The sequence below is a fragment of the Sporosarcina sp. NCCP-2716 genome, from assembly GCF_023707985.1.
Lineage (GTDB): Bacteria > Bacillota > Bacilli > Bacillales_A > Planococcaceae > Sporosarcina.
Genome location: NZ_BRCF01000001.1, coordinates 24,458 through 46,163, shown reverse-complemented (window position 1 = coordinate 46,163; position 21,706 = coordinate 24,458). Strand labels below are relative to the sequence as shown.

The window sequence follows — 21,706 nt, the reverse complement described above, 5'->3', positions numbered from 1 at the left end:
GTTTTACGAATGAATGTTCGGTGTCTAGAGGGCGGACGGCGTGCGCGGGTGGGAATCGGCCAAACGGCGTTGTGAATCGGACGAATGGCGTCGGGTATCGGCCATTTCATGAGAAGAATCGGCCAGATGGAGAAGTTAATCGGCGGACGGACACGATTCAGAATTGTGTCCAATTTGTGTATCACACAGGCACCGATTTGAGAAGTTTTTGCCCAATAAAAAAAAGAACGCTCCGCGGAGCGTTCTGCGTTCACTCATCCTCCCAATGCTTGCGGCCGTCCCATTCCCTGGCGTGGGTCTCGACGCGCTTGTTGATGCGTTTCTCCCACCATTTGCCGACAAGCCACAGCAGCAAAATCACGACGCCGACGATGGCGGTACGGATCGGCTGGGTGAAGAGCGCCCGGATGTCATAGCCGACAAAGCTGATCATGAACACCATGACGAACTTGCCGGCAAGCAGGATGGCGAGGTAGTACGTCTTCCGGATATTCGCCAGCCCCGCCACCAGGTTGACGAGCGCGGACGGCGTGAACGGGAAACAGATGAACAGGAACAGCGGCCCGAAGCCGTTGCTCTCCACCCACAAGATCAGCTTCTTCACCCGCTTATGCCGGGTGATGAAGTTCAGCATCCGGCTCCGTCCGTATTTGCGGATGATCAGGAATACCGCATACGATCCGACGGTCGTGCCGCCCCACGACAGCAGGAAGCCGAAGATGATCCCGTAAGCGGCGATGTTCGCGATGACGAAGACGAACAGCGGCAAAAACGGCAGGAACGACTCGACGAACGGCAGCAGGAAGCCGATGATCGGGCCGAATGCCCGGTAATGCGCTGCGAGTTCCGTTATTTTATCGACTGTGAACCATTCATGCATCGGTCATTCCCCCCCAAGCTCTCTCTATCTATTGGTAAGCATGCAAAAATTCAGTTTTGTTCCCGCCTTGCAATGTAGTATAATCACTACTATTGACCTTCTACACGAAAGCGGGGATGGAAGTTGGAACGTACACCATTCAAGAAAGGCCTGCGTGCAGGTATCAGCATCGGCATCGGGTACTTCCCCGTCGCGCTGACGTTCGGCCTGCTCGCGAAATCGGCGGGCCTGTCAATCGTCGAAGCGACCGCCATGAGCATCTTCGTCTTCGCGGGCGCTGCCCAATACATATCGCTCAGCTTGCTGAAGCTGGGCGTCGATCCGTTCCTCATCGTCGTCAACACGTTCGTCGTCAACATCCGGCACTTCCTGATGACGGCCTCGCTGAATGAAAAGTTGCAGCCGTCGTCGAAGCCGGTCAAGGCGGCGGTCGCCTTCGGTGTGACGGATGAAACCTTCTCCGTCATCGCGACTGCCAAAGAAGGCAAAGTGTCGAGCGCCGAAGCGGCCGGCGTCATCGCTGTCGCGTACGGCAGCTGGGTCGTCTTCACGGCAGCGGGCCACCTGATCGGTGACTTCCTGCCCGGTTTCCTGCAGGCGGCCATGTCGATCGCGCTGTATGCGCTGTTCGTCGCCCTGCTCGTCCCGTCGATGAAAGGGAACCGCAAAGTCGTGCTGCTCGCGAGTTCATCGGCACTGTTGAGCTGTCTCTTCTATTATACCGGACTGCTGACGACGGGATGGGCGATCCTCGCCTCTACGCTGATCGCAGCTGTCGCCGTGGAACTGCTGTATGTAAAAACCGGACGGGCGTATGGTCTGCCGCTTGAAAAGGAGGAATGCTGATGGGAGCGACCTATTGGTGGATGCTGCTCGGAATGGCGCTCGTGACGTACATCCCGCGCATGATCCCGCTCACGTTCCTGGATGGACGGAAGCTGCCGCCTTTTTTGACGGGCGTCCTCGGCAATATTCCGTATGCCGTGCTCGGTGCTCTCATCTTTCCCGCCATCTTCCACGTCCAGCAGGGAGACCTGCTGTTCGGCATCATCGGCGCCGTGACAGCGTTCACGATCGCCCTGGCCGGTCTCGGGCTGATGCCTGTCGTCCTCGGCACGATCGGTGTGCTCGCCGTGTACAGCCTGTTTATGTGACGGCCCTTTTTTCTATCATACCCTGAAATCGGCCCTGGCATACTGCTAGTTTTAAAGAAATCAAAAAACCCCGTACAGGTCGATCGCTGTACGGGGTTCATTCATTCATCCGGATTCTCGTCACCGATTCGGTGCGACCGTTCGACCATGCGTTTCGCGAACCAGAAACCGACCGTGAGCGACAGCGCATCCGCCGCGTACAAGATCCAGTTATGCGTATAACCGGCGTACACGGAGGCGGCGATGAGTGCGATCGTCAGCAGCAGCCCGACTGCATGGTGGAATGTCACGCGTGTGAAAAACACGACGAGCAGTCCAGGGACGAACAATGCCAGCACGAACTTTGTCGCTAAACTTTCCATCAGCCGCCTCCTTCTCTTCTCTACCTGACAAGCAGCAGGCCGAGCTGGTAATGATCGTGCCGGTACAGCACTTGCTGCATGAGCCGCACTTCACCGTTGCGGTCCGCGACCTGCAGCCGGCAGTGCGCCGCGTTCACCTGGATGGCGTCATACAGCTCTTTCTCGTTCGCCACCTGCATGCCGTTCACCGCGCGGATCACTTCCCCTGGCAGCAAGCCGAGCTTTTCAGCCGGCGAGCCGGGCAGCACACCCGCTACGACGACACCTTTTGCGCTCGGTGACGCGGCGTATCCGCCTTTCCGCTCATTCACTGCAGTGGAAATCGTGACAGCAGCCCGCCCGATGACGCCAACCGCCAAGGCCGACCAGCTGATGACCGGCAAATACAGACCGCCGAGCCCTATGAGAACGACAAGCGCACCGAGCCAGCTGACTGAACGCCCAATCTTCGGGAACAGCTCATCCGGATACTGTTTGCGGGCGATCTGGCTGAAGCCGATGACGACCGGCACCGGCACGAAACTGAAGGACGCAGCGCCGAGCGTGATCTGCGGCCAGTACGGCACGTGGGCACTGATCATGTCACCCGGTACGAGGAACACAACCGGCAGCAGCCACAGCTTCTTCGCCTTGAACACCGCTGCGCGTAGTCCCCGGCTCGTTCTCTCGAGCTGTGGCGACGGATAACGCACGGACGACTTCCGGATGAGCACTCCTTCCGCCACGAGCAGCAGACCGGCAGCAACCGCTACCGTCACGGCGAGGTGTCCGCCAAAATCGGCATCCGCAAGCGACCAGCCGCGGAACGACACTTCCCCGCCGGACCGCTGCCAAATCCACAGCACACCGGCTGCAAGCGACGCCGTATATATCGGCGATCCCCATTGGTAGAAGAAGCTGACCGTCATGAGGAGCATGACAGCCGAGAACAGGACAAGCCAGCCGGCGTCCGCCGCCAGGCCGATCCCGCTCATCACGAGGGAGAGGAGCAGGGCCGGCAGCCACGAATCGGCGAGCACCCGTCTGAGTTCCGTCAGTCCCGGCAGTTTCCGGATATTGAAATCGCGCCGCTCCCGTTTCACCCGCATATAGCCGAGCGCCACTGCTAGTAGCAGCATGACCCACAGGAGCGGATTCAGGAAAAACAACCCTGCCGCCTGTATGATGTCCATCCACCAATTATCTGTCACGTCAATCACACTCCCATCCCGATCCCGCTGTTTTCTACTATTGTATCAAACAACCGGACGGAAAGGATAGTCATGGCAGACGGTTCTTCACAAACAGGGAAATCCGCTCACTTCTTCGACAGCGCATGATGCAAATAGCCGAGCGCCATGGCCAGCTGTTCGTCGTTCGCCCGATCGCCCTTGACGGCTTCAGCACGTGTCTTCAGCGCCTGGAAGAACGCAGCATCCATCTTGCCGCTGCTTTTCTGCTCTTCATCCTTCTGGAACTTCGCGACCGCTTTCTTCGTCGCGTCGTCGAAATACCCATCAACCCGGCCCGGCTCATAGTCGAGTGCCTTCAGGATGCGCTGCGCATACGCGATATCATCATTGAACTGCTCTTCTGCATACGTGTCGGCGAGCACCCGCAAATGCTCGGCGAACAGACTGTTCTGCTTCACCTTGAGATCCGATTCGACCCCTTCCCCGTGGATCCAGCGCTCTTTCGGTGTCAGCCATTTATGCGTCGACAGCTTGACTTCACCGCCATTCGACAGTTCCATCGTCTCCTGCACGGTCCCTTTGCCGAAACTCGTTGTTCCGACGATGAACCCGCGGCCGAGATCCTGAAGCGCACCGCTCAGCACTTCACTCGCGGACGCACTGCCCTGGTCCTGCATAAGGACGACCGGCAGTTTCTTCAGCTGCGGATCATACTCGATGCCTTCCGGTTTCTCCGTCACGAGCGGTGTCAGCTGACCTTTGATGTTTTCCATATAGGCGAACACCGTATCTTCAGGAAGCACACTGCCCGCAATTGCGCCGACGGCATGCAGATAGCCGCCCGGATTGCCGCGGACGTCGATCAGGATCGCTTCTGCGCCTTCTTTGACGAGAAGGTCAGTTGCCGCCTGCCATTCTTTGGCGCTGTCTTCGCCGAACATCGTCAGCCCTATGTAGCCGATTTTCCTGCCGCGTTCCTCGAGTATTTCAGACGTCACCGTATGGACCGGGATGACGTCGCGCTCGATCGTCAGCTCGATATGCTTGCCCGCTTCCGGCCGGTACACCGTCAATTTCACAGACGTCCCTTTCTTGCCGCGGATCCGTTTGACGACTTCCTGGAGCGTCAGGCCGTCCACCCGCTCGCTGTCGATCTGCACGAGTTCGTCATACGGCAGCAGTCCCGCTTTCTCGGACGGTGATCCTTTCACTGGGGAGACGATCACGAACTTCCCGTTGGTGCGTGTTATCTCCGCACCGATCCCGACCCGCTCGCCCGCAAGCGATTCCTTGTGTGACGCCGCTTCCTCTTTCGTCAAATACGTCGAATACGGATCTCCGATGACATCCGCCATCCCGCGGAGCGCCCCTTCGATCAGATCCTCTTTCTTCAGCGGATACACCGCATGCTCGGTGATGACGTCGTAAGCTTCGTCGATCACCCCGAATTCCCCGCTATCAGCAGATATCCCCTTCTTTTCACTCTTGCCGCAGCCGCCAAACAGCAGACTGATACTGACTGCAATCGCAGCGAATAGGCCAAAACCAAAAAACCGGCTCCTGCGCATCGTCACCATCCCCTCCTCTTTCCACTATATGAAAAGGACAGGGCAGTTACGACACCGGAAACCGGCAGAATTCCAATTCAATTGATGAAGATCAATCCACGTCCGCGATGAGCTGTTCCATCATCTTTTCATCCATCGGCCCGACGATCTGGTTGTCGATCGTGCCGTCCGTCTTCAGGATGTATGTCGTCGGGATGGAGAATACCTTGTAATCGGCCATGCCGACCCCTTCCGTATCGAGAAGGATCGGAAACGTCAGTTCATAGGCATCGGCGAATTCCTCCACCGCTTTCTCGCCGCGGTTTTCGCCGGTCGTCAAATTCACGGAAACGAGCTCGACGTTATCTTCCTTCTTCAGCTTCTTATAGTAATTTTCCATGTGGGGCATTTCCGCCTTGCACGGCGGGCACCACGTCGCCCAGAAGTTGAGGATGACTTTCTTGCCGCGCAGATCGGACAGTTTCACCGTGTCACCTTCAAGCGTCTTCATCTCGAAGTCCGGCGGCAGTTCCCCCTGCCCGAGGCCCGGCATTTTCTTCGAGATTTCCGCAGTCGCCGCTGTATCGATCTTTTCTGGTTTCTGCATATTCGACTTCACCATGAGCACGACCATCGTCCCGACGACTAAGATCGCGATCACATAGCCGATCCATTTCTTATTCATCCAATCCCTCCAATTGTTTCCCGGACTGCCGCAGCCGGACGTCCGTCAAGATGATCAAAGCGCCTGCCGCAACGGTCGCGGCGAACGGGATACCTGCAAACCCCGAAGGCTGCACGGCAGCGGTGAACGCATGGACTGCAATGAGCAGCAGCGCACCCGATCGGACCGGCATCTCGTGGCGGCCAGCATAGCGGAATGCCGCAATGACAAGAGTCCCGAACAGGACGGCCGTCAGCACTTTCGCATAGGCCGGACCTGCATTCAGCAGCGCCATCATAATCTGATAAACCCCTTGCGCGCAGGCTGCCGCCAGCAGAATGACACGGCTGAAGGACACCGGCAGCCGTTTTTCAGAACGCACCGCAAGAAGCCCCGCCACGCACATCCCGGCGATGAACCCCGGAGCGCCTCCGTTGAAATAGAGGATCGCAGCGGGAGACCGCCAGACGACCGGGAAATCCGTGACGATGACAGACAGTTTCCAGACGATCAGCACGGTGAAGAAAGCATCCCCGATCAGTTCCGCCGACCGTTTCCCGAACTGCCGCCTGACCGCAAGCCAGCCTGCAATCAATCCAAGGACCGCCGCCATCCAGGTCGACGGGACGGTCACTTTCCATAACACATAATATTCGGTAACAGGCATCATTATCTCCTCGATCTGTGATACCTCTTATGGTATCTCATTTGAACGGCCGGCTCCAATAAACGTACTTGACGGCATAGAAAAAAGTCCGCCCGGGAGCGAACTTTTCCTGAGGCGGCACTCAATGGCGCCGCCATGTTTACTTGAATGCAATGCCGGAAATACTAAGCTTATACGCGTTTATCAGAAGGATACATAACGCAGCGGGTTCACAGCACTCGGACCCGTTGCCGAGAAGTTGCCGACATGGATTTCAAAGTGCAGGTGTGGTCCCGTCGAGTTCCCGGTGTTACCGGAATTCGCAATGAATTGGCCTTTGCCTACGTGCTGTCCAGTGCTGACACTGATACTTGACAGGTGAGCGTAGACGGATGTGTAGATCTGGCCGTCGATCGAGTGTGTAATCATGACGAGGTTCCCGAAACCGCCCATCGGACCGGCGTGGGAGACAACCCCTTCAGCGGCTGCGCTGACAGGTGTCCCGATCGGAACGGAGATATCCTGGCCGCGGTGCTGTTTCTTCGTATGGAAGATCGGGTGGACGCGCCATCCGAACGACGACGTCAAGCGTCCATGTGCCGGGCTTGTCCAGGCGCCGCTTGAAACTGGCGGTGCTGCGACAGGCGGCTCATAGCTGTCATTACTATGGGATGAAGAACCTTGTGAAGATGAAGAGTTCGATGACTGTGCGGATTGCGCAGCCTGCTCGGCACGGCGTTTCGCTGCAGCCGCTTCCTGCTGACGGCGGAGTTCCGCTTCACGTTTCCGCTTCAGTTCAGCCTGACGTGCCACTTCGGCAAGACGCTCCTGCTCGGCGACGATTTTCTTTTCAATATCTGCAGACATCTCGTAAGCTTCGTCTGCTTCACTTTCCAAGTTCGCCTTCTCGTTTGTCAGCTTCGCTTCTTCCGCTTCCAGCTGATCGACCAGTTTGTCTTTTTCTACTTTCTGGCCTTCCAGTTTCTTCTTCAGTTCCGTCAGTTTCGCTTTCCGCTGTTCCTGCTCGGCGAGTTTGTTCTCGACCATCTCTTTCTCTTTTTCGAGCTGGTTCATGTCATCTTCCTGCTGCTGCATGATTTTGCGGTCCGCATCCATCAATGTGGAGACAGCTGAAAAACGGTCGATGAAATCCGAGAAGCTGGTCGCACCGAGGAGCACGTCCAGGTAGCTGACGTCTCCGCCTTTGACCTGCATCGTTTTCACGCGTTCGCGGAGCACTTCGTCGCGTTCCTTGATGCGCTTTTCGAGTGTTTTGATGGAGACGCGCAGCTGGGCGATCTCTTCAGTCGTGTCTGCGATTTTGTTCTGGACGTCGCTGATTTTATCGTTATTCGTGTTGATTTCGCCGTTCAGTTTCGTGATCTGTTCGATCAGCGATTGTTTTTTCGTCTGCTTTTCTGTAATTTGGTTAGACTTGTTCTGAATGCCTTTGTTCAGTTCGTTCTGTTTTTTCTGCAGGAGCTTCTGCTCGTGCTGCAGGTCGTTCAGCGAAGCTGCTGTTGCTGCTGTACCGCCTATTGTAGTGGATAGGAGCAGTACTCCCATAGTCGATAACAGCAATCCTTTGTTCTTCTTCACAGTCCCAGTTCCCCTTTCGAACGAATCGGCTAGTTAGACTTTCAAGAATTTGCGTACGGACATGAGGCTGCCCCATACTCCGATGAAGACGCCCATGAATAATAGCAGGCCATCCACTTGGAGGATGAACGGCATCGGCTTGAGCAGCTGGAACATTTCGTTGACCAGCTTCGGCTGCCAGTAGGCGTATATTTGCTGATAGGCGATGGAGATCGCCGTGATCGGGATGATGGACCCGAGGATTCCGAGCCAGATCCCTTCTAAGATGAACGGAATGCGGACGAAGCTGTTCGTCGCTCCGACGAGTTTCATGATTTCTATTTCCCGGCCCCGCGCGATGATTGTCAGGCGGATCGTGTTGGAGATGAGGAACATCGCCGTGAACAGCAATGCGAGAATGAGGATCAGGCCGACGTTCCGGCTGATTTTCACGACATTGAACAGTTTTTCGACTTTCCCTGCCCCGTAGACCACTTCGGCCGTGTATTCGTATGTATCGATCTCTTTGGCGATCTCCGCCGTGTTGTGCGGATCGGCCGCTTTGACGTACAATGCGTCGCCGAGCGGGTTGCTCTGCTTATAGAGAGCAAGTTCCTTTCCATACTGTTTGATCACTTTGTCCAGTTCCTCTTCACGGGAGGCATACTCGACACTGGCGACCCCGTCGATCGATTCCACTTTTTCCTGCAGTTCCTTTACGGCCGCATCACTTGCTGCAGCGTCCGCTACCACTTTGATTTCCACGTCGTTTTCAATGTTGTCCGCCATCTTGTTTAAGTTCATCATCATGACGATGAAACTTCCGACAAGAAGAAGCGTAACTGCAACGGCGCTGATGGAGGCGAACGTCATCCAGCCATTCCTGCCGAGGCTCTTGAAGCTTTCCCGGAAGTGGCGGCCAAGCGTCCTAGCCTTCATAACTGTATTCTCCTTCATACTCATCCCGCGTGATCATTCCGCCTTCCACAAGCAGCACCCGATGACGGATCTTGTTGACGATATCCTTGTTGTGGGTGGCCATGATGATGGTCGTCCCGCGGTTGTTGATCTTTTCAAAGATGTTCATGATGCCTAACGACGTATCCGGATCCAGGTTTCCTGTAGGCTCATCCGCAATGACCAGTTTCGGCTCATTGACAATGGAACGCGCGATCGAGACACGCTGCTGCTCTCCGCCGGATAGCTCGTTAGGAAACATTCTCGCTTTCTGCGACAAGCCGACAAGCGCTAAAACATCTGTTACTTTCTTCCGGATCTCAGCCGGTGTTTCTTCGATCACTTCGAGCGCGAACGCGACGTTTTCATAGACACTGAGTTTCGGCAGCAGTTTGAAGTCCTGGAATACGACTCCGATCTGCCTGCGCAAATAAGGGATCTGTTTGTTCTTCAGCGAACCCAGGTCTGTTCCATCGATGAAAATCTGACCGCTCGTCGGGGATTCTTCGCGATACATCATTTTGATAAATGTCGATTTCCCTGCACCGCTCGGCCCGACTACGTAGACAAACTCTCCCCGATCAATGTCGATCGTAATGCCGTTCGCGGCTACGACGCCGTTCGAGTACTTTTTGTACACGTCATTCATTTTTATCATTCTGTAACCACCTGATTCTATTACTTTTCGCCAGCTTTTTCATTATAACAGATATCATTCCCCATAGTATTACAGGAGTATTTCATTTCTGACGCGCCGTTCACACCGTTTCAACAATTTTGTAATCTATCGTCCTAGTAACTGGTATTTGGAAATGAAAGGAGGCTAAAACCAAAAAAAAAGCAGGAACACCGAAGTGTCCCCGCTTTTTTCGTATCATGCTGTCGAAAGGCTGTCCTTATTTTTTCTCAGAAAGCCATTTAGCGACTGCGTCGAGCTCTTCACCTTTGATGAGACCTCCAGGCATGCCGCCGGATTTCCCGTTTTCGATGATGTCATGAATTTCGTCTTCTTTCAGTTCTTTACCGATGTGTGCGAGTTCCGGACCGTTCTTACCTTCCAGATTGCCGCCGTGGCAAGTCGCACAGTTTGCTTGGTACACTTTGTCAGCGTCTACGTTGCCGCCGTCTTTGTCGCCGGATGCGCTGTCGTCGTTCCCGCCGCCACAAGCGCCGAGTACGAGAGCTGCTCCGAAGATCGCTGCTGCAAATTTGCTTTTCGTCTTCATAGTTGAGTTCCTCCCTTAAATAGATGTAAAATACGTGCTTTCTTAGTATAGCAAAAAACGAGCGGGCCCGCCTTTCCTGTGTGACAAAACGATGACGATTGCCGGAAGACCGGGCGCTCCTTCTATGTAGTATTCTCGTTTCCGCGAAATTCAAACATGAAAACGCCATGAATTTTTTGAAGTCCGCCTTTTCCGCGAATGAACACCGTCAAGTTTACACCTGCTTCAGCCGGGGTATGGACAGGCAGACAGCAAAAAAACAAAACAGTTGCAACTTTCCAGGAAGTGCGGTAAGATGACAGATAATTCAACAACCACTTATTTCGAGAATTACGAAGTAAGGATAGAGGCGCAAAAACCATCAGTACGCAGCAGGAGGACGATGAGGTCCCGTGAAGGCTGCCGAAAGGGGAATTTGCCGAAGCGGAACGGACACTCATCGTCCTGAAGCTGGTTCTGGGCTGAACAAGTCCAGGATTGTCATATAGGCGACTATATGGAGGGCTATCTGATGCAGCGGGATGATTTCGGTTATTCCCATGGCAGCAGCGGATCCCCCGCTGCTGTCTTTTTGCGTTTCAGGATGCACTGCCTTCCACCTCTATGTTTTGGAACAAAACAAAAGGAGATGGAGAACAGATGAATTTTGGACAATTGATCACGGCTATGGTGACCCCATTCGACGAACACGGAGACATTGACTACACAGCAGCAGGAACACTGATCGAGCACTTGCTGGATACCGGATCAGACGCACTCGTCATCGCCGGCACGACGGGAGAGTCCCCGACATTAACCGCCGCTGAGAAAACGGAACTGTTCCGGTTTACAGTGAAAGCTGTTAATGGACGCGTCCCCGTCATTGCAGGAACCGGCACGAACAGCACGCGGGAGTCGATCGAGCTGACACGTGCCGCAGAAGCCGCCGGGGCGGACGGCGTCATGCTCGTCGTGCCGTATTACAACAAGCCGAGCCAGGAAGGGATGTACGAGCATTTCAAGGCGATTGCCGCTGCGACGTCCCTTCCCGTTATGCTGTACAATATCCCGGGACGCAGCACCGTTAATATGGAAATCGATACGATCGTTCGGCTCGCACAGATCCCGAACATCACAGCCATCAAAGAAGCCGGGGGCAATCTGGACACGATGGCAGCGATCATCGAGCGGACTCCTGATAATTTTGCCGTTTACAGCGGGGACGATGCACTGACGCTGCCAACACTGACGATTGGCGGTTCGGGCGTTGTCTCCGTCGCGAGCCACGTGATCGGCCGGGAGATGAAGGCGATGATGAAAGCATTCCACATCGGGCAGTTCCAGGAAGCCGCTGCGCTGCACCGCCGCCTGCTGCCGCTTATGAACGAGCTGTTCGCCGCACCGAACCCGTCACCTGTCAAAGCAGCGCTTACACTGCAGGGTCTCCCTGCCGGCGGACTTCGCCTGCCGATGGTGCCGCTGTCGGACACGGAGCTTGCGTCGCTCGCGAATGTGTTGGATCAGCTAAAATTCCGGAAGATCGCCTGATAGCGAACAAACAAGCGCCTGCACGGCTCGTCATGAGCTGTGCAGGCGCTTGTTTTACGTAACTTTCTGTGCCCGTTCCGCCTGTTTCAGGAATTCGAGCATGCCGATGAGTTCATTCGTGCAATAGGATTGCGGCGCAGCATCGCGTGACCCCAGTGATTCCGTCAGCCGTTCCGCTAAGAAAAACGTACGGGTTACATCGATTTCCGGAAACCGGAATCGGATATCCTCAATTTCTTCTGGAAGCACTTCCTCCAATACTGCGTGTTCAATCGAAATGACATTTGATACCGCTTCGAACACGTCATCCGTCCAGCCATCAAATTCCTCTTCCGTGACGTTTTGCGTGGCAAATACACTCACTTCATACAAAATCGGCTCCGGCTTCTTCTTTCTGAAGAACATCCCCCATCCCCCCTTTTTGCATCTAGCCTGCTGAATAAAAATGGCTGCCCGGCTGCGCAAAATACGTCTTTGCGCAAGCGGACAGCCTGGAATCGTTCGATTATGAAATACGGGAACGGAGATACGCGTTGATGAATGGATCGATTTCGCCATCCATGACAGCACCGACGTTACCGGTCTCTTCGTTCGTCCGGTGGTCTTTCACCATGGAATACGGGTGGAAGACATACGAACGGATCTGGCTGCCCCAGCCGATTTCTTTCTGGTCGCCGCGGATTTCAAGAAGGCGGGCTTCTTCTTCTTCGACACGGATCTGGTAGATCTTCGCTTTCAGCAAGTTCAGCGCGCGCTCACGGTTCTTGATCTGCGAACGTTCGGTCTGGCACGTGACGATTGCACCGGTCGGGATGTGTGTCATCCGGACAGCGGAATCCGTCGTATTGACGTGCTGACCGCCCGCGCCGCTTGAGCGGTACGTATCGATCTTGACGTCTTCCATCTTCAGGTCGATATCGACGTCACCGGAGAATTCCGGCATGACTTCGACAGACGAGAAGGACGTATGGCGGCGGCCTGACGAGTCGAACGGCGAAATCCGGACGAGCCGGTGGACGCCTTTCTCCGCTTTCAAGTAGCCGTATGCATTATGGCCTTTGATGGCGAGTGTAACCGACTTCACGCCGGCTTCATCGCCCGCCTGGTAGTCGAGTGTCTCGACCTTGTAGCCGCGGTGCTCCGCCCAGCGCGTGTACATACGCAGCAGCATGGACGCCCAGTCCTGGGATTCCGTGCCGCCTGCGCCTGAGTGGATTTCAAGGACGGCATTGCTGCTGTCGTATTCGTCGCTCAGCAGCATCTGCAGATCGAAGTCTTCCATCCGCTTCAGGAAGGTTTTCAGTTCATCACCGAGTTCCTCCTGCAGCTCTGCGTCCGGTTCTTCCTTCAGCAATTCGAGTGTCATTTCCAGGTTTTCCTGCTCGTCGTTCATCTCGTGGAATTCACCGACGATGTCTTTCAGTGCATTCGACTCGGAAATGACGGTCTGTGCGGCATCCTGGTTATCCCAGAATGTCGGGTCGAGCATCATTTCATCGAGTTCCTGCATCCGTGCCTCTTTGTTTTCTAAGTCAAAGAGACCCCCTGAAACCCGCTAATTTCTTAGCTGTTTTGTCAAGCTCGTTACGTACTTCTGATAATTCCATCATAATTGTTCCTCCAAAAAGTTCAGGTTCACGGCGCTTACTCTTTGCCGTGGCAGTTCTTGTATTTCTTTCCGCTGCCGCACGGGCACGGATCATTGCGTCCGATATTCACTTTGCGGACCGGTTTCTTCACTTGTTTCTCGCCGTCTTCTTTTGGATTGACCGCCTGGCCTTTTGCGACTTCCTCACGCTCCAGGTTGTTGCGGATCTCCGCCTTCATGACGTACTTCGCAGCATCCTGCTCGATTGACGCGACCATCTCCTCGAACATCGCAAAGCCTTCCGACTGGTATTCGCGGAGCGGATCGCTCTGTCCGTACGCACGCAAGTGGATGCCGTGACGGAGCTGATCCATCGCGTCGATATGGTCCATCCATTTCGTATCGATAGCACGGAGCAGGACGACTTTCTCGAATTCGCGCATTTTCTCTTCCGACATCTCTTCTTCTTTTTCGTCATACCGTTTCAACACTTCTGCCGTAATGAACGCTGTCATCTCTTCGGCGGAGTTGCCTTCAAGGTCGCTGACCGAGATGCGGTCTTCCGGCAGCAGGGTCGCCCCGAGGTAATCGACGAGCGCTTTCAGTGCCCAGTCTTCGGACTTCTCTTCCGCCGTATGGAGCGCGACGGCGTTTTCGACGACACGGCCGATCATCGCCTCGAGCACAGGGCGGACGTTCTCCGATTCGAGCACGTCGTTCCTCTCTTTGTAGATGATTTCACGCTGTTGGCGCAGGACATCATCGTATTGCAGGAGGCGTTTCCGCGAATCGAAGTTATTCCCCTCGACCCGTTTCTGTGCGGACTCGACGGAGCGCGAGACCATCTTCGACTGGATCGGCGTTTCGTCGTCCATGCCGAGTTTCGTCATCATGCCTTTCATCTGCTCGGAGCCGAATCGGCGCATCAATTCATCTTCCAAAGAAAGATAGAACTGGGTGACACCGTCGTCTCCCTGACGTCCGGAACGTCCGCGGAGCTGGTTATCGATCCGGCGCGACTCATGCCGTTCCGTACCGACGACCGCCAATCCGCCGAGATCCTGGACCCCTTCGCCGAGCTTGATGTCGGTACCGCGGCCTGCCATGTTCGTCGCAATCGTGACTGCGCCCGGCTGGCCGGCCTGTTCGATGATCTCCGCTTCACGTCCGTGGTTCTTCGCGTTCAGGACGTTGTGCGGCACACCGTATTTCTTCAGGAAGCTCGAGATGATTTCGGACGTTTCGATTGCGACCGTACCGACCAGCACCGGCTGGCCTTTCTTGTGGCGCTCTTTAATGTCGTCCGCGACCGCTTTGTACTTCCCTTCGGTAGACGCGTAGATCAAATCCGGACGGTCGTCCCGTGAGATCGGACGGTTGGTCGGAATGGCCACGACGTTCATGTTGTAGATGTTGCGGAATTCCTCTTCCTCCGTCTTCGCCGTACCCGTCATGCCCGCGAGCTTGTCATACATCCGGAAGTAGTTCTGGAATGTGATCGTCGCGAGCGTCATCGATTCGTTCTGGACTTCGAGGCCTTCCTTCGCTTCGATCGCCTGGTGGAGACCGTCGCTGTAACGGCGGCCTTTCATGAGACGCCCCGTGAACGAGTCGACGATGACGACTTCGCCTTCCTGCACGACATAGTCTACGTCATTATGCATGCTGACATGCGCTTTCAGCGACTGGTTGATCGTGTGGTTGAGCGTGACGTGCTGCAGGTCGAACAGGTTGTCGATGCCGAACGCCTTCTCGGCTTTCTCGATCCCTGATTCCGTCAGCGTTACCCCTTTTGTCGTTTCGTCGAACGTGTAGTCCTCTTCCTTGGTCAGAGTGATCACGAAGCGGTTCGCGAGCCGGTACAGCTCAGCTGACTTCGCGGCCTGCCCCGAAATGATGAGCGGTGTCCGCGCTTCGTCGATCAGGATCGAGTCGACTTCATCAATGACGGCATAATGGAGCGGCCGCTGCACTTTGTGCTCGCTGTAGAGCACCATGTTGTCGCGCAAGTAATCGAAGCCGAGTTCGTTGTTCGTCGTATACGTAACGTCCGCCAAATACGCTTCCCGTTTCTCATCTTTACCTAGGCTGTTCAGGTTCAGGCCGACAGTGAGGCCGAGGAACTCATAGAGCTGCCCCATTTCCTGCGCATCCCGCGACGCGAGGTATTCGTTGACCGTGACGACGTGGACGCCTTTTCCATCGAGCGCGTTCAGATAGACCGCAAGCGTCGACGTCAGCGTCTTCCCTTCACCGGTCTTCATCTCTGCAATGTTGCCTTCGTGAAGGGCCGCCGCGCCGATGATCTGTACGCGGAACGGATAGAGGCCGAGCACACGGCGTGCCGCTTCCCGGACGACCGCGAACGCTTCCGGCTGGATTGCGTCGAGGCTCTCCCCGCCCGCCACACGCTGCTGGAATTCAGCGGTTTTCGCCGTCAGTTCTTCGTCGGACAGTTTCTCCATGTCAGTGCTCAGTGCTTCGGTCTGGTCGGCGATTTTTTCAAGCCGTTTCAAATCACGTTTATTCGGATCAAACATTTTATTCAATACGCTTAGCATAATTTGGTCACATCCTCACAAAGTTCACCCTTCATTTTAACATTGTGACAGACGCGGCGCAAATGCAATGCAAGGAAATTTCCGACTTTTGGAATGGGTGGGTATGGGGCTTGAGCGTTTGTGATGCTTGCTTGAGCGTTTAGCGGGTGCGCTTGAGCGTTTGGGAGGCTTGCTTGAGCGCTTGAGGTGCCAGCTTGAGCGTTTGGGAGGCTTGCTTGAGCGCTTGAGGTGCCAGCTTGAGCGTTTGGGAGGCTTGCTTGAGCACTTCTCGCACTTCTTGAGCGTTTCCCGCAATCGTTTGAGCGCGGTGGACGCCCGGTGCTGATAATCCCCCACATTCGTGACTTCTCTAACAGTAAAGCGGAGCGTCAGCGGAGCCGACCATTCAAATGGTTTCTTTAGATGGAGGAAACCCATTTGGCGCGGCAGATGTCTCAGAGTTGCTCGGTTGTCAGTACCGCGCAGACGGGTTGCAGGGCCAGGGAGGATGGTTTATGAGCGGTTTTATGGATTTATGAGCGGTATATCTAGTTTATGAGCGTTTTCCGTGATTTATGAGCGGTTCCCAGGTTTTATGAGCGTTTTTAGCAATTTATGAGCGGTATTCCTAATTTATGAGCGTTTTCAGCATTTTATGAGCGTTTCCCCAATTTTATGAGCAAGTCCATTCGATCGGCCCATCAAAAAAACCGCCCGGAGGAGCCGGGCGGTTTGTGTCATGCGTATCAGTTCGTTTCGATCAGACCGTACTTGCCGTCACGGCGTTTGTAGACGATGTTTGTCGCATCCGACTCGCCATCCGTGAAGATGAAGAAATCGTGGCCGAGCATGTTCATCTGAAGGATCGCTTCTTCCTGGTCCATCGGCTTCAAATCGAGCTGTTTTGTTCGGACCACTTTGAATTCCTGCTCGTCTTCCGCATCCAGCTGCTGTTTCGATTCGCTCTCAACCGACTGCTGCATGAACGCTGCGACGCCTTCGCGCTCACGGAACTTGCGGTTGACGCGTGTTTTGTATTTGCGGATCTGGCGCTCTAGCTTGTCGACGATCAGGTCGACAGCCGCGTACAGATCGTTATGGCGTTCTTCCGCACGGAGTGTCAAATTTTTCATCGGAATTGTAATTTCAACTTTTGTTTGCTTGTCGTTGTATACTTTCAAGTTCACATGGGCTGTGGCGTTTGCCCCTTCAGTGAAGTAGCGTTCCAGCTTATTCACTTTTTTCTCGACGTACTCCCGGATTGCCGGTGTTACCTCGACGTTTTCGCCACGAATGTTGAAGTCTAACATATAAACTCCTCCTTTAATTTGACCCTGTCTCTATCTTCTCCATCCGCCCCCTGAAACCCTTCTTTTCCGGATAAAAACAAAAAAGAATGTTGGCGGATTTTGCGGTCTGCTGCCTACTGCCGCTCGGACTGCCGCCGCAGCTTGAGATCCGTCACAATCTGCTCGGATATCGCCGGGTCTTCATCGAAATCGACACCGTACGTCCAACATCCGTCCGATGCTACCTTCCAGACGATGACAGCATCCGTACTGATCGGCTGCTGGTACAGAATGAACCGGAGCCGGACAGCGATCGTATCCCGTTTGACCGGGATGTCGTACGCTGTCCGCATGCGGGTGCCGCCCGGGCTGATATCAAGCAGTTCCGCGTCCCCCGTACCGGTGCCCGGCTGGTCGCTGTTCTTAAGGTGAATACTGAATTCCGCGGGAACCGGTACGGAAAAAGGGAACCGGAACGCCTCGTCGCGTTTGTAGTGCATGTCATCCACGCTCCATCCGATTTGCTGATGCTTCCAGTATACCAAATTCCAGCGGCGGGAGCAGTCCGACTTGACGGCGGCTACAGCAATGACCCTTCCTGTTCTATTGCCGGACACGGCCTTTCCGAAACATCGGATGCCTGCATGCACGACAAACAAAAAAGCCCGCCGGCTCTGCCGGACGGACTTCATTCATTCACGCAGGCTGACCGCCTCATTGTGCGTCTCCTGCAAGTGCGCATCGATCGCACCCTGTTCTTCCACTAGATGTACGAGCGTTGCGTCGAGCTCTTCGATCGCCGCCGTGCTTTCCTGGATGACGGAGGCGAACTCCATCGTCCGTCCGCGGATCGTGTCGGTGTTCTCCGTGATTTCACGGAACGATCCGTGGAACACTTCCATCTCCTTCTGCAGCTCCTGCATCGACGCAGCGAGCCCGGTGAATACTTCATTCGACGTTTCTGCAGCTGCCGTCTGACCGGTTATCTGCTCCCGTCCCGCGGTCAGTTTCGACACAGCCAGTTCGTTGAACGTGTTCACCTCAGACAGGTTCGCGTCGATTTTCGCGAGTGTGTCATCGGTCAGGCCGGCGAGCTTGCGGATTTCATCCGCAACGACCGCGAACCCTTTCCCCTGCTCGCCGGCACGTGCCGCTTCGATCGACGCGTTGAGCGCCAGCAGGTTCGTCTGGTCTGTGATCTCCTTGATGGAGGAAGCGAACGCATTCGTCTCGGCAATCTTCCCGGACAGCGTGCTGAATGTTTCATCCAATTCCTCGAAGAACGCAGCAAACGATTCGACACCGTTTTTCAGGACGCCGATCCGCTCACTGCCTTCGCCGGCCCGGCCTCCCGCTTCAGATGCGGTCTGGACAAGGGTGCGGAGACGGCCGGCAATCGCTTCGACTTCCTCGTGTGTCTGCTCTGCGCGCTCCGCGATGTCCGAAATGTGATCGGCCTGGTGCTGGCTCGCACTGCTCACTTCATTGACAGCCGTCAGCATTTCGCGCTGCGAACCGAGTGATGTTTCGGATGAAGACCGGAGCGCCTCCAGATTGCCCGTGATCTTTTCGACAGCGGCATCGAGACGGCCGGCAAGTTCCTGCTCCTCCAGCCTGCGCTGCTCCGTCTCCTGCGTAAACGTCTCAATCCGCGCAAAATTCGCCTCATTCTGCCGCACGACGAGCAGCAGGATCATACCGCTCAAGAAATGCAGCAGCACAAGATTCGACCCGCTTCCCGTAACGAGCGCCGGATCGACAAACTGTGCGTTATTCAGCAGCAGTGCCGCCAAGCTCAATACATACGCGAGTCCCATGATCGGCAGCCGGCCATGGATCCCGCCGAGGACGAGCAGGAAGAAGATGATGCCGATCGACCCGAGATTCGCTTCCGAAAAGAAGATCACGCCGAGGACAACTGAGAACGTCGCGGCAAGGAGCACATACGGCAGTGCAAGTGTGAGCCAGCTTTTCTTCATGACACGGCAGGCGATGTAAATGACTGACGCAACGGCGAGCGGAATGGCCACCGATAAAATGATGGCGGAGCTGGAACGGAGCACGAGCTGCGCGATGAGCCCGAGGCCGCCTGCAGCTAGGAACCCATAGAACAGGATATTATTTTTCCGAAGCCAGTCATCCATCTTCAGCTGGTCGATCGACATGAGAACACTCCCTTTAAGTTACCAATCTATACAAATACTATACGACAATAGAGTTAATCCGGTAATGGGCAGAAAGGCATGCAAGAAAGATAAAAAAACCGGTGAGCAAAGGCACTCACCGGACATCAGGTTATTGTTTTGTATCGTAAAAGGTACCGTCACGCGCCACTTTGCTGTACGGGTTCACATAATTGCGCACGCCGTCCTTTTTCGTCTGGGAGACGCTCAAGTCTTTGCGGACGAGCGCCATGTACTGCTCCAGCTTCGCCGCCACCTTCGGCTCGAGTGCCGTCAGCTCCCGGCCGAACGTCTCTTCTTCTGCGGAAAACGGCGGCTGGATCGCCGGCTGGAGCCGGTCGCGTTCATCCAGGATCGATTCGATCGCAGCAATCGCGGTATCCCGCTGTTCGCTGTCCCCCGGAAACGACAGTGCCAGCAGACGGTCCGTCGCGTCCTTCCATTCGATCAGTGCAGGACGGATCATATTTCGCTCACGTTGCCATACTGTTTCTGACGGTTCAGCTGGATCACTTGTTTCCACGTGTCGCGGAATTCCGTGATGATCCCGGCCGCTTCATCGAACAGTGCAATGTCGTTCTTGATATTGCCGTCGATGAGGCGGCTGTTCGCGAACTCATACAGCACGAGCATGTCTTTCCCCGCCGGGAACGCCTTGACATCCAGCGTAATCATCAGCTCAGAAATGATTGCCTGCGCCTTCTGCACCGCCGTATTCTTGTCCTCGATATTGCCGGCAGCTACGGCCTGTTTCGCCTGCTGAATGAACTTCAGGCAGCCGTTATAGAGCATGAGCGTCAATTCCCCGGGCGACGATGTGGTGACTGTATTATTCTGATAAGTGGCGTACGGATTATGCATAACCATTTACAAGACTCTCCTTTTGTAGTGCGTGTCTCTCTTACGCGCCGCCGCCAAGGGCGTTCATCAAGTTGGCGGACTGGGCATTGGCACGCTGAATCGCGTTTTCCATGGCGTTGAACTGTTTCCAGTAACGGGATTCGACCATCTTCATCTTGTCCTGGAAGCGGTCGATCTGTTTGTTCATATCGTCCAAAGTGCGGCCGAGCGTGAACGCTTTGTTGCTGTCGCCGATTTTGCCGGCTTTTTTCTGGATGACACCTTGCGTCGCGTCGACTTCCTTACGGAGAAGTCGGGCAATCCCTGCCGTCTTGTCGGTTTCGCCTTCTTTGACATCCTGGCCAAACAGCTTCTGGATGTCCTGCGGGTTCTTCGTAATGGCTTCTTTCAGCTTCGTTTCGTCGATGACCAGCTTCCCGTGATCCAAATAGTTCTTGGACGTGGTGATGCCGATCTGACTGAGGCTGATTTTTTCCCCATTCCCCGTTTTCACTTCTGCAGACAACGCGGTCCGCATCGCGGAGAGCATGCTTGTGATCTCCGGGTTGTTGCGCAGCGTCCCGCTCATCGCCTTCTCTTCCCAAAGCTTAATCTCGTTTTCTTTCATATCGGCTTTTTGCTCGGTGGATAAAGGCTGGTAGTTGCGATATTTTGGTTCGCGGATCTTTTTATTCAGATCCTCGATCATTTTGTTGTAGTCGTCGACGAAGCCTTTGATGTTGTCGAACACTTTGTCGGTATCTGTGGTGGCGTTGAAGGTTACTGGTTTGTCTGTCTTCGCCTTCAATGTGATTTCCATGCCGTCTAGTTCGAAGGTGTTGGATGAGCGGGTTAGCGTCAGGCCATTATAAGTGAATTCTGCGTTAGCCCCGTTAATTGCATCGACGCCAGATAAACCAACCGTATCAGCAAAAGTTCCACTAATTACAATATCTTTTCCCACACCTGCATTTTTGGTACCACTTTCTTTAGCTGAAACACCTATTCGACCAGTATTTTCATCGTAGAAAGCCCGTACTCCTGTCTTCTCATTAATTTCTTTCAGCACATCACCTATAGTTTTGTCTTTGGTGAATGTTAAGTTCACAGTTTCTTCAGAGCCAGGAGCAGATATAGAAATGCTCCAATCATTTTCAGAGGCATTTAGATCAGATAGCTTAGTAGAACTCGGTTTCTTTTCTAAGATCTTATTATCTTTATCACTCTGTAGTGTTGCATTCTTAGCCAATTCCTTAACTTCAATCGTCCCCGAAAAGTTCTCCGTATTCCCCTTAGCATTAATAGAAACTGCATTGGGATCAGAGACAGTTACATTCTTTGCATTGAAATTCTTAGACAAAATCATATTATCAAATAGCTTGGTGCTGAAGTCTTTCAGGTCGCGGTTCGCTGTACGGTAGTCGTTCAGCTGCCATTCGAAGTATTGTTTTTTCTGGGTTACTTTGTCGAGCGGGATTTTTTCTGCTTTCATTAGGTCCTTGATGATCGACTCGGTGTCGATGCCGCTGGCGAGTCCGCCGATTCTCATATCA

Annotated in this window: 22 protein-coding genes and 1 riboswitch; of the genes, 3 read left to right on the top strand and 19 right to left on the bottom strand. The window is 54.5% G+C overall.

The window, feature by feature from the left end; all coding sequences use genetic code 11:
- Positions 1–250 precede the first annotated feature (250 nt).
- Complete coding sequence (locus NFU03_RS00245; RefSeq protein ID WP_251635093.1) at positions 251–880, bottom strand: TVP38/TMEM64 family protein; 630 nt, start codon at positions 878–880, stop codon at positions 251–253.
- Positions 881–1,003: 123 nt separating this feature from the next.
- Here NFU03_RS00245 and NFU03_RS00240 point away from each other — a divergent pair, with 123 nt between their 5' ends.
- Complete coding sequence (locus NFU03_RS00240; protein WP_251635092.1) at positions 1,004–1,726, top strand: AzlC family ABC transporter permease; 723 nt, start codon at positions 1,004–1,006, stop codon at positions 1,724–1,726.
- Positions 1,726–2,034: an AzlD domain-containing protein gene (locus NFU03_RS00235; RefSeq protein ID WP_251635090.1), complete on the top strand. Its 309-nt coding sequence runs from the start codon at positions 1,726–1,728 to the stop codon at positions 2,032–2,034. The genes NFU03_RS00240 and NFU03_RS00235 overlap by 1 nt, the downstream gene beginning before the upstream one ends.
- Positions 2,035–2,135: 101 nt before the next feature.
- Here NFU03_RS00235 and NFU03_RS00230 read toward each other — a convergent pair whose 3' ends face one another.
- The 9 genes from NFU03_RS00230 to cccB form a co-directional block, all read right to left on the bottom strand.
- A complete protein-coding gene (locus NFU03_RS00230; protein WP_251635089.1) occupies positions 2,136–2,396 on the bottom strand; it encodes a CsbA family protein in 261 nt (86 codons plus the stop codon).
- A 20-nt stretch (positions 2,397–2,416) separates the two neighbouring features.
- Positions 2,417–3,586 carry a PDZ domain-containing protein gene (locus NFU03_RS00225; RefSeq protein WP_251635088.1) on the bottom strand — a complete coding sequence of 390 codons (1,170 nt, stop codon included), beginning with the start codon at positions 3,584–3,586 and terminating at the stop codon, positions 2,417–2,419.
- A 107-nt stretch (positions 3,587–3,693) separates the two neighbouring features.
- Positions 3,694–5,145, bottom strand: coding sequence for a S41 family peptidase (locus NFU03_RS00220; RefSeq protein WP_251635087.1), 1,452 nt, complete (start codon positions 5,143–5,145; stop codon positions 3,694–3,696).
- 82 nt (positions 5,146–5,227) lie between these two features.
- Positions 5,228–5,800 carry a peroxiredoxin family protein gene (locus tag NFU03_RS00215; RefSeq protein WP_251635086.1) on the bottom strand — a complete coding sequence of 191 codons (573 nt, stop codon included), beginning with the start codon at positions 5,798–5,800 and terminating at the stop codon, positions 5,228–5,230.
- Positions 5,793–6,446 carry a hypothetical protein gene (locus tag NFU03_RS00210; protein WP_251635085.1) on the bottom strand — a complete coding sequence of 218 codons (654 nt, stop codon included), beginning with the start codon at positions 6,444–6,446 and terminating at the stop codon, positions 5,793–5,795. The genes NFU03_RS00215 and NFU03_RS00210 overlap by 8 nt, the downstream gene beginning before the upstream one ends.
- A gap of 183 nt (positions 6,447–6,629) precedes the next feature.
- Positions 6,630–8,024, bottom strand: a complete 1,395-nt coding sequence (locus NFU03_RS00205) for a murein hydrolase activator EnvC family protein (RefSeq protein WP_251635084.1) — start codon at positions 8,022–8,024, stop codon at positions 6,630–6,632.
- A gap of 33 nt (positions 8,025–8,057) precedes the next feature.
- Positions 8,058–8,942 (bottom strand): permease-like cell division protein FtsX, encoded by an 885-nt coding sequence (gene ftsX, locus NFU03_RS00200; RefSeq protein ID WP_251635082.1) that lies wholly within the window; start codon positions 8,940–8,942, stop codon positions 8,058–8,060.
- Positions 8,932–9,618, bottom strand: a complete 687-nt coding sequence (gene ftsE, locus NFU03_RS00195) for a cell division ATP-binding protein FtsE (RefSeq protein WP_251635080.1) — start codon at positions 9,616–9,618, stop codon at positions 8,932–8,934. The genes ftsX and ftsE overlap by 11 nt, the downstream gene beginning before the upstream one ends.
- A 238-nt stretch (positions 9,619–9,856) precedes the next feature.
- On the bottom strand, positions 9,857–10,186 hold the full coding sequence (cccB, locus tag NFU03_RS00190; protein WP_251635078.1) for a cytochrome c551: 330 nt from the start codon (positions 10,184–10,186) through the stop codon (positions 9,857–9,859).
- A 336-nt stretch (positions 10,187–10,522) separates the two neighbouring features.
- A riboswitch (Lysine riboswitch) is annotated at positions 10,523–10,701 on the top strand.
- Positions 10,702–10,825: 124 nt separating this feature from the next.
- Here cccB and dapA point away from each other — a divergent pair.
- Complete coding sequence (gene dapA, locus NFU03_RS00185) at positions 10,826–11,713, top strand: 4-hydroxy-tetrahydrodipicolinate synthase (RefSeq protein ID WP_251635076.1); 888 nt, start codon at positions 10,826–10,828, stop codon at positions 11,711–11,713.
- 54 nt (positions 11,714–11,767) lie between these two features.
- Here the strand turns inward: dapA and NFU03_RS00180 are convergent, their stop codons facing one another.
- The 9 genes from NFU03_RS00180 to NFU03_RS00140 form a co-directional block, all read right to left on the bottom strand.
- Entirely contained in the window at positions 11,768–12,118 is a 351-nt protein-coding gene (locus tag NFU03_RS00180; protein WP_251635074.1) for a hypothetical protein, read from the bottom strand.
- Between the two features lie 100 nt (positions 12,119–12,218).
- Positions 12,219–13,320, bottom strand: a protein-coding gene (gene prfB, locus NFU03_RS00175; protein WP_251636185.1) for a peptide chain release factor 2 whose coding sequence is annotated in 2 segments (ribosomal slippage) — positions 12,219–13,247 and positions 13,249–13,320 — 1,101 coding nt in all. Because the reading frame shifts where the segments join, the coding sequence is not laid out codon by codon here.
- Positions 13,321–13,357: 37 nt separating this feature from the next.
- On the bottom strand, positions 13,358–15,862 hold the full coding sequence (secA, locus tag NFU03_RS00170) for a preprotein translocase subunit SecA (RefSeq protein WP_251635071.1): 2,505 nt from the start codon (positions 15,860–15,862) through the stop codon (positions 13,358–13,360).
- Positions 15,863–16,587: 725 nt separating this feature from the next.
- Positions 16,588–17,151 carry a ribosome hibernation-promoting factor, HPF/YfiA family gene (gene hpf / locus NFU03_RS00165; protein ID WP_251635069.1) on the bottom strand — a complete coding sequence of 188 codons (564 nt, stop codon included), beginning with the start codon at positions 17,149–17,151 and terminating at the stop codon, positions 16,588–16,590.
- Positions 17,152–17,264: 113 nt separating this feature from the next.
- A complete protein-coding gene (locus NFU03_RS00160) occupies positions 17,265–17,630 on the bottom strand; it encodes a PilZ domain-containing protein (protein ID WP_251635068.1) in 366 nt (121 codons plus the stop codon).
- A 192-nt stretch (positions 17,631–17,822) separates the two neighbouring features.
- The gene (locus NFU03_RS00155) at positions 17,823–19,295 is read right to left on the bottom strand and encodes a methyl-accepting chemotaxis protein (RefSeq protein WP_251635066.1); all 1,473 of its coding nucleotides are present in this window, start codon (positions 19,293–19,295) and stop codon (positions 17,823–17,825) included.
- Positions 19,296–19,425: 130 nt separating this feature from the next.
- Positions 19,426–19,779, bottom strand: coding sequence for a flagellar protein FliT (gene fliT, locus NFU03_RS00150; protein WP_251635064.1), 354 nt, complete (start codon positions 19,777–19,779; stop codon positions 19,426–19,428).
- On the bottom strand, positions 19,776–20,180 hold the full coding sequence (gene fliS, locus NFU03_RS00145; RefSeq protein WP_251635062.1) for a flagellar export chaperone FliS: 405 nt from the start codon (positions 20,178–20,180) through the stop codon (positions 19,776–19,778). The genes fliT and fliS overlap by 4 nt, the downstream gene beginning before the upstream one ends.
- 34 nt (positions 20,181–20,214) lie before the next feature.
- The gene (locus NFU03_RS00140; RefSeq protein ID WP_251635060.1) at positions 20,215–21,702 is read right to left on the bottom strand and encodes a flagellar hook-associated protein 2; all 1,488 of its coding nucleotides are present in this window, start codon (positions 21,700–21,702) and stop codon (positions 20,215–20,217) included.
- Positions 21,703–21,706: the final 4 nt, after the last annotated feature.

Bases quoted from the DNA above. Each gene is read 5' to 3' on its own strand.
- NFU03_RS00245 (WP_251635093.1), bottom strand. From the start codon at position 880: ATGCATGAATGGTTCACAGTCGATAAAATAACGGAACTCGCAGCGCAT.
- NFU03_RS00235 (WP_251635090.1), top strand. From the start codon at position 1,726: ATGGGAGCGACCTATTGGTGGATGCTGCTCGGAATGGCGCTCGTGACG.
- NFU03_RS00230 (WP_251635089.1), bottom strand. From the start codon at position 2,396: ATGGAAAGTTTAGCGACAAAGTTCGTGCTGGCATTGTTCGTCCCTGGA.
- NFU03_RS00220 (WP_251635087.1), bottom strand. From the start codon at position 5,145: ATGGTGACGATGCGCAGGAGCCGGTTTTTTGGTTTTGGCCTATTCGCT.
- NFU03_RS00215 (WP_251635086.1), bottom strand. From the start codon at position 5,800: ATGAATAAGAAATGGATCGGCTATGTGATCGCGATCTTAGTCGTCGGG.
- NFU03_RS00210 (WP_251635085.1), bottom strand. From the start codon at position 6,446: ATGCCTGTTACCGAATATTATGTGTTATGGAAAGTGACCGTCCCGTCG.
- ftsX (WP_251635082.1), bottom strand. From the start codon at position 8,942: ATGAAGGCTAGGACGCTTGGCCGCCACTTCCGGGAAAGCTTCAAGAGC.
- ftsE (WP_251635080.1), bottom strand. From the start codon at position 9,618: ATGATAAAAATGAATGACGTGTACAAAAAGTACTCGAACGGCGTCGTA.
- cccB (WP_251635078.1), bottom strand. From the start codon at position 10,186: ATGAAGACGAAAAGCAAATTTGCAGCAGCGATCTTCGGAGCAGCTCTC.
- dapA (WP_251635076.1), top strand. From the start codon at position 10,826: ATGAATTTTGGACAATTGATCACGGCTATGGTGACCCCATTCGACGAA.
- NFU03_RS00180 (WP_251635074.1), bottom strand. From the start codon at position 12,118: ATGTTCTTCAGAAAGAAGAAGCCGGAGCCGATTTTGTATGAAGTGAGT.
- secA (WP_251635071.1), bottom strand. From the start codon at position 15,862: ATGCTAAGCGTATTGAATAAAATGTTTGATCCGAATAAACGTGATTTG.
- hpf (WP_251635069.1), bottom strand. From the start codon at position 17,151: ATGTTAGACTTCAACATTCGTGGCGAAAACGTCGAGGTAACACCGGCA.
- NFU03_RS00160 (WP_251635068.1), bottom strand. From the start codon at position 17,630: ATGCACTACAAACGCGACGAGGCGTTCCGGTTCCCTTTTTCCGTACCG.
- NFU03_RS00155 (WP_251635066.1), bottom strand. From the start codon at position 19,295: ATGTCGATCGACCAGCTGAAGATGGATGACTGGCTTCGGAAAAATAAT.
- fliT (WP_251635064.1), bottom strand. From the start codon at position 19,779: ATGATCCGTCCTGCACTGATCGAATGGAAGGACGCGACGGACCGTCTG.
- fliS (WP_251635062.1), bottom strand. From the start codon at position 20,180: ATGGTTATGCATAATCCGTACGCCACTTATCAGAATAATACAGTCACC.
- NFU03_RS00140 (WP_251635060.1), bottom strand. From the start codon at position 21,702: ATGAGAATCGGCGGACTCGCCAGCGGCATCGACACCGAGTCGATCATC.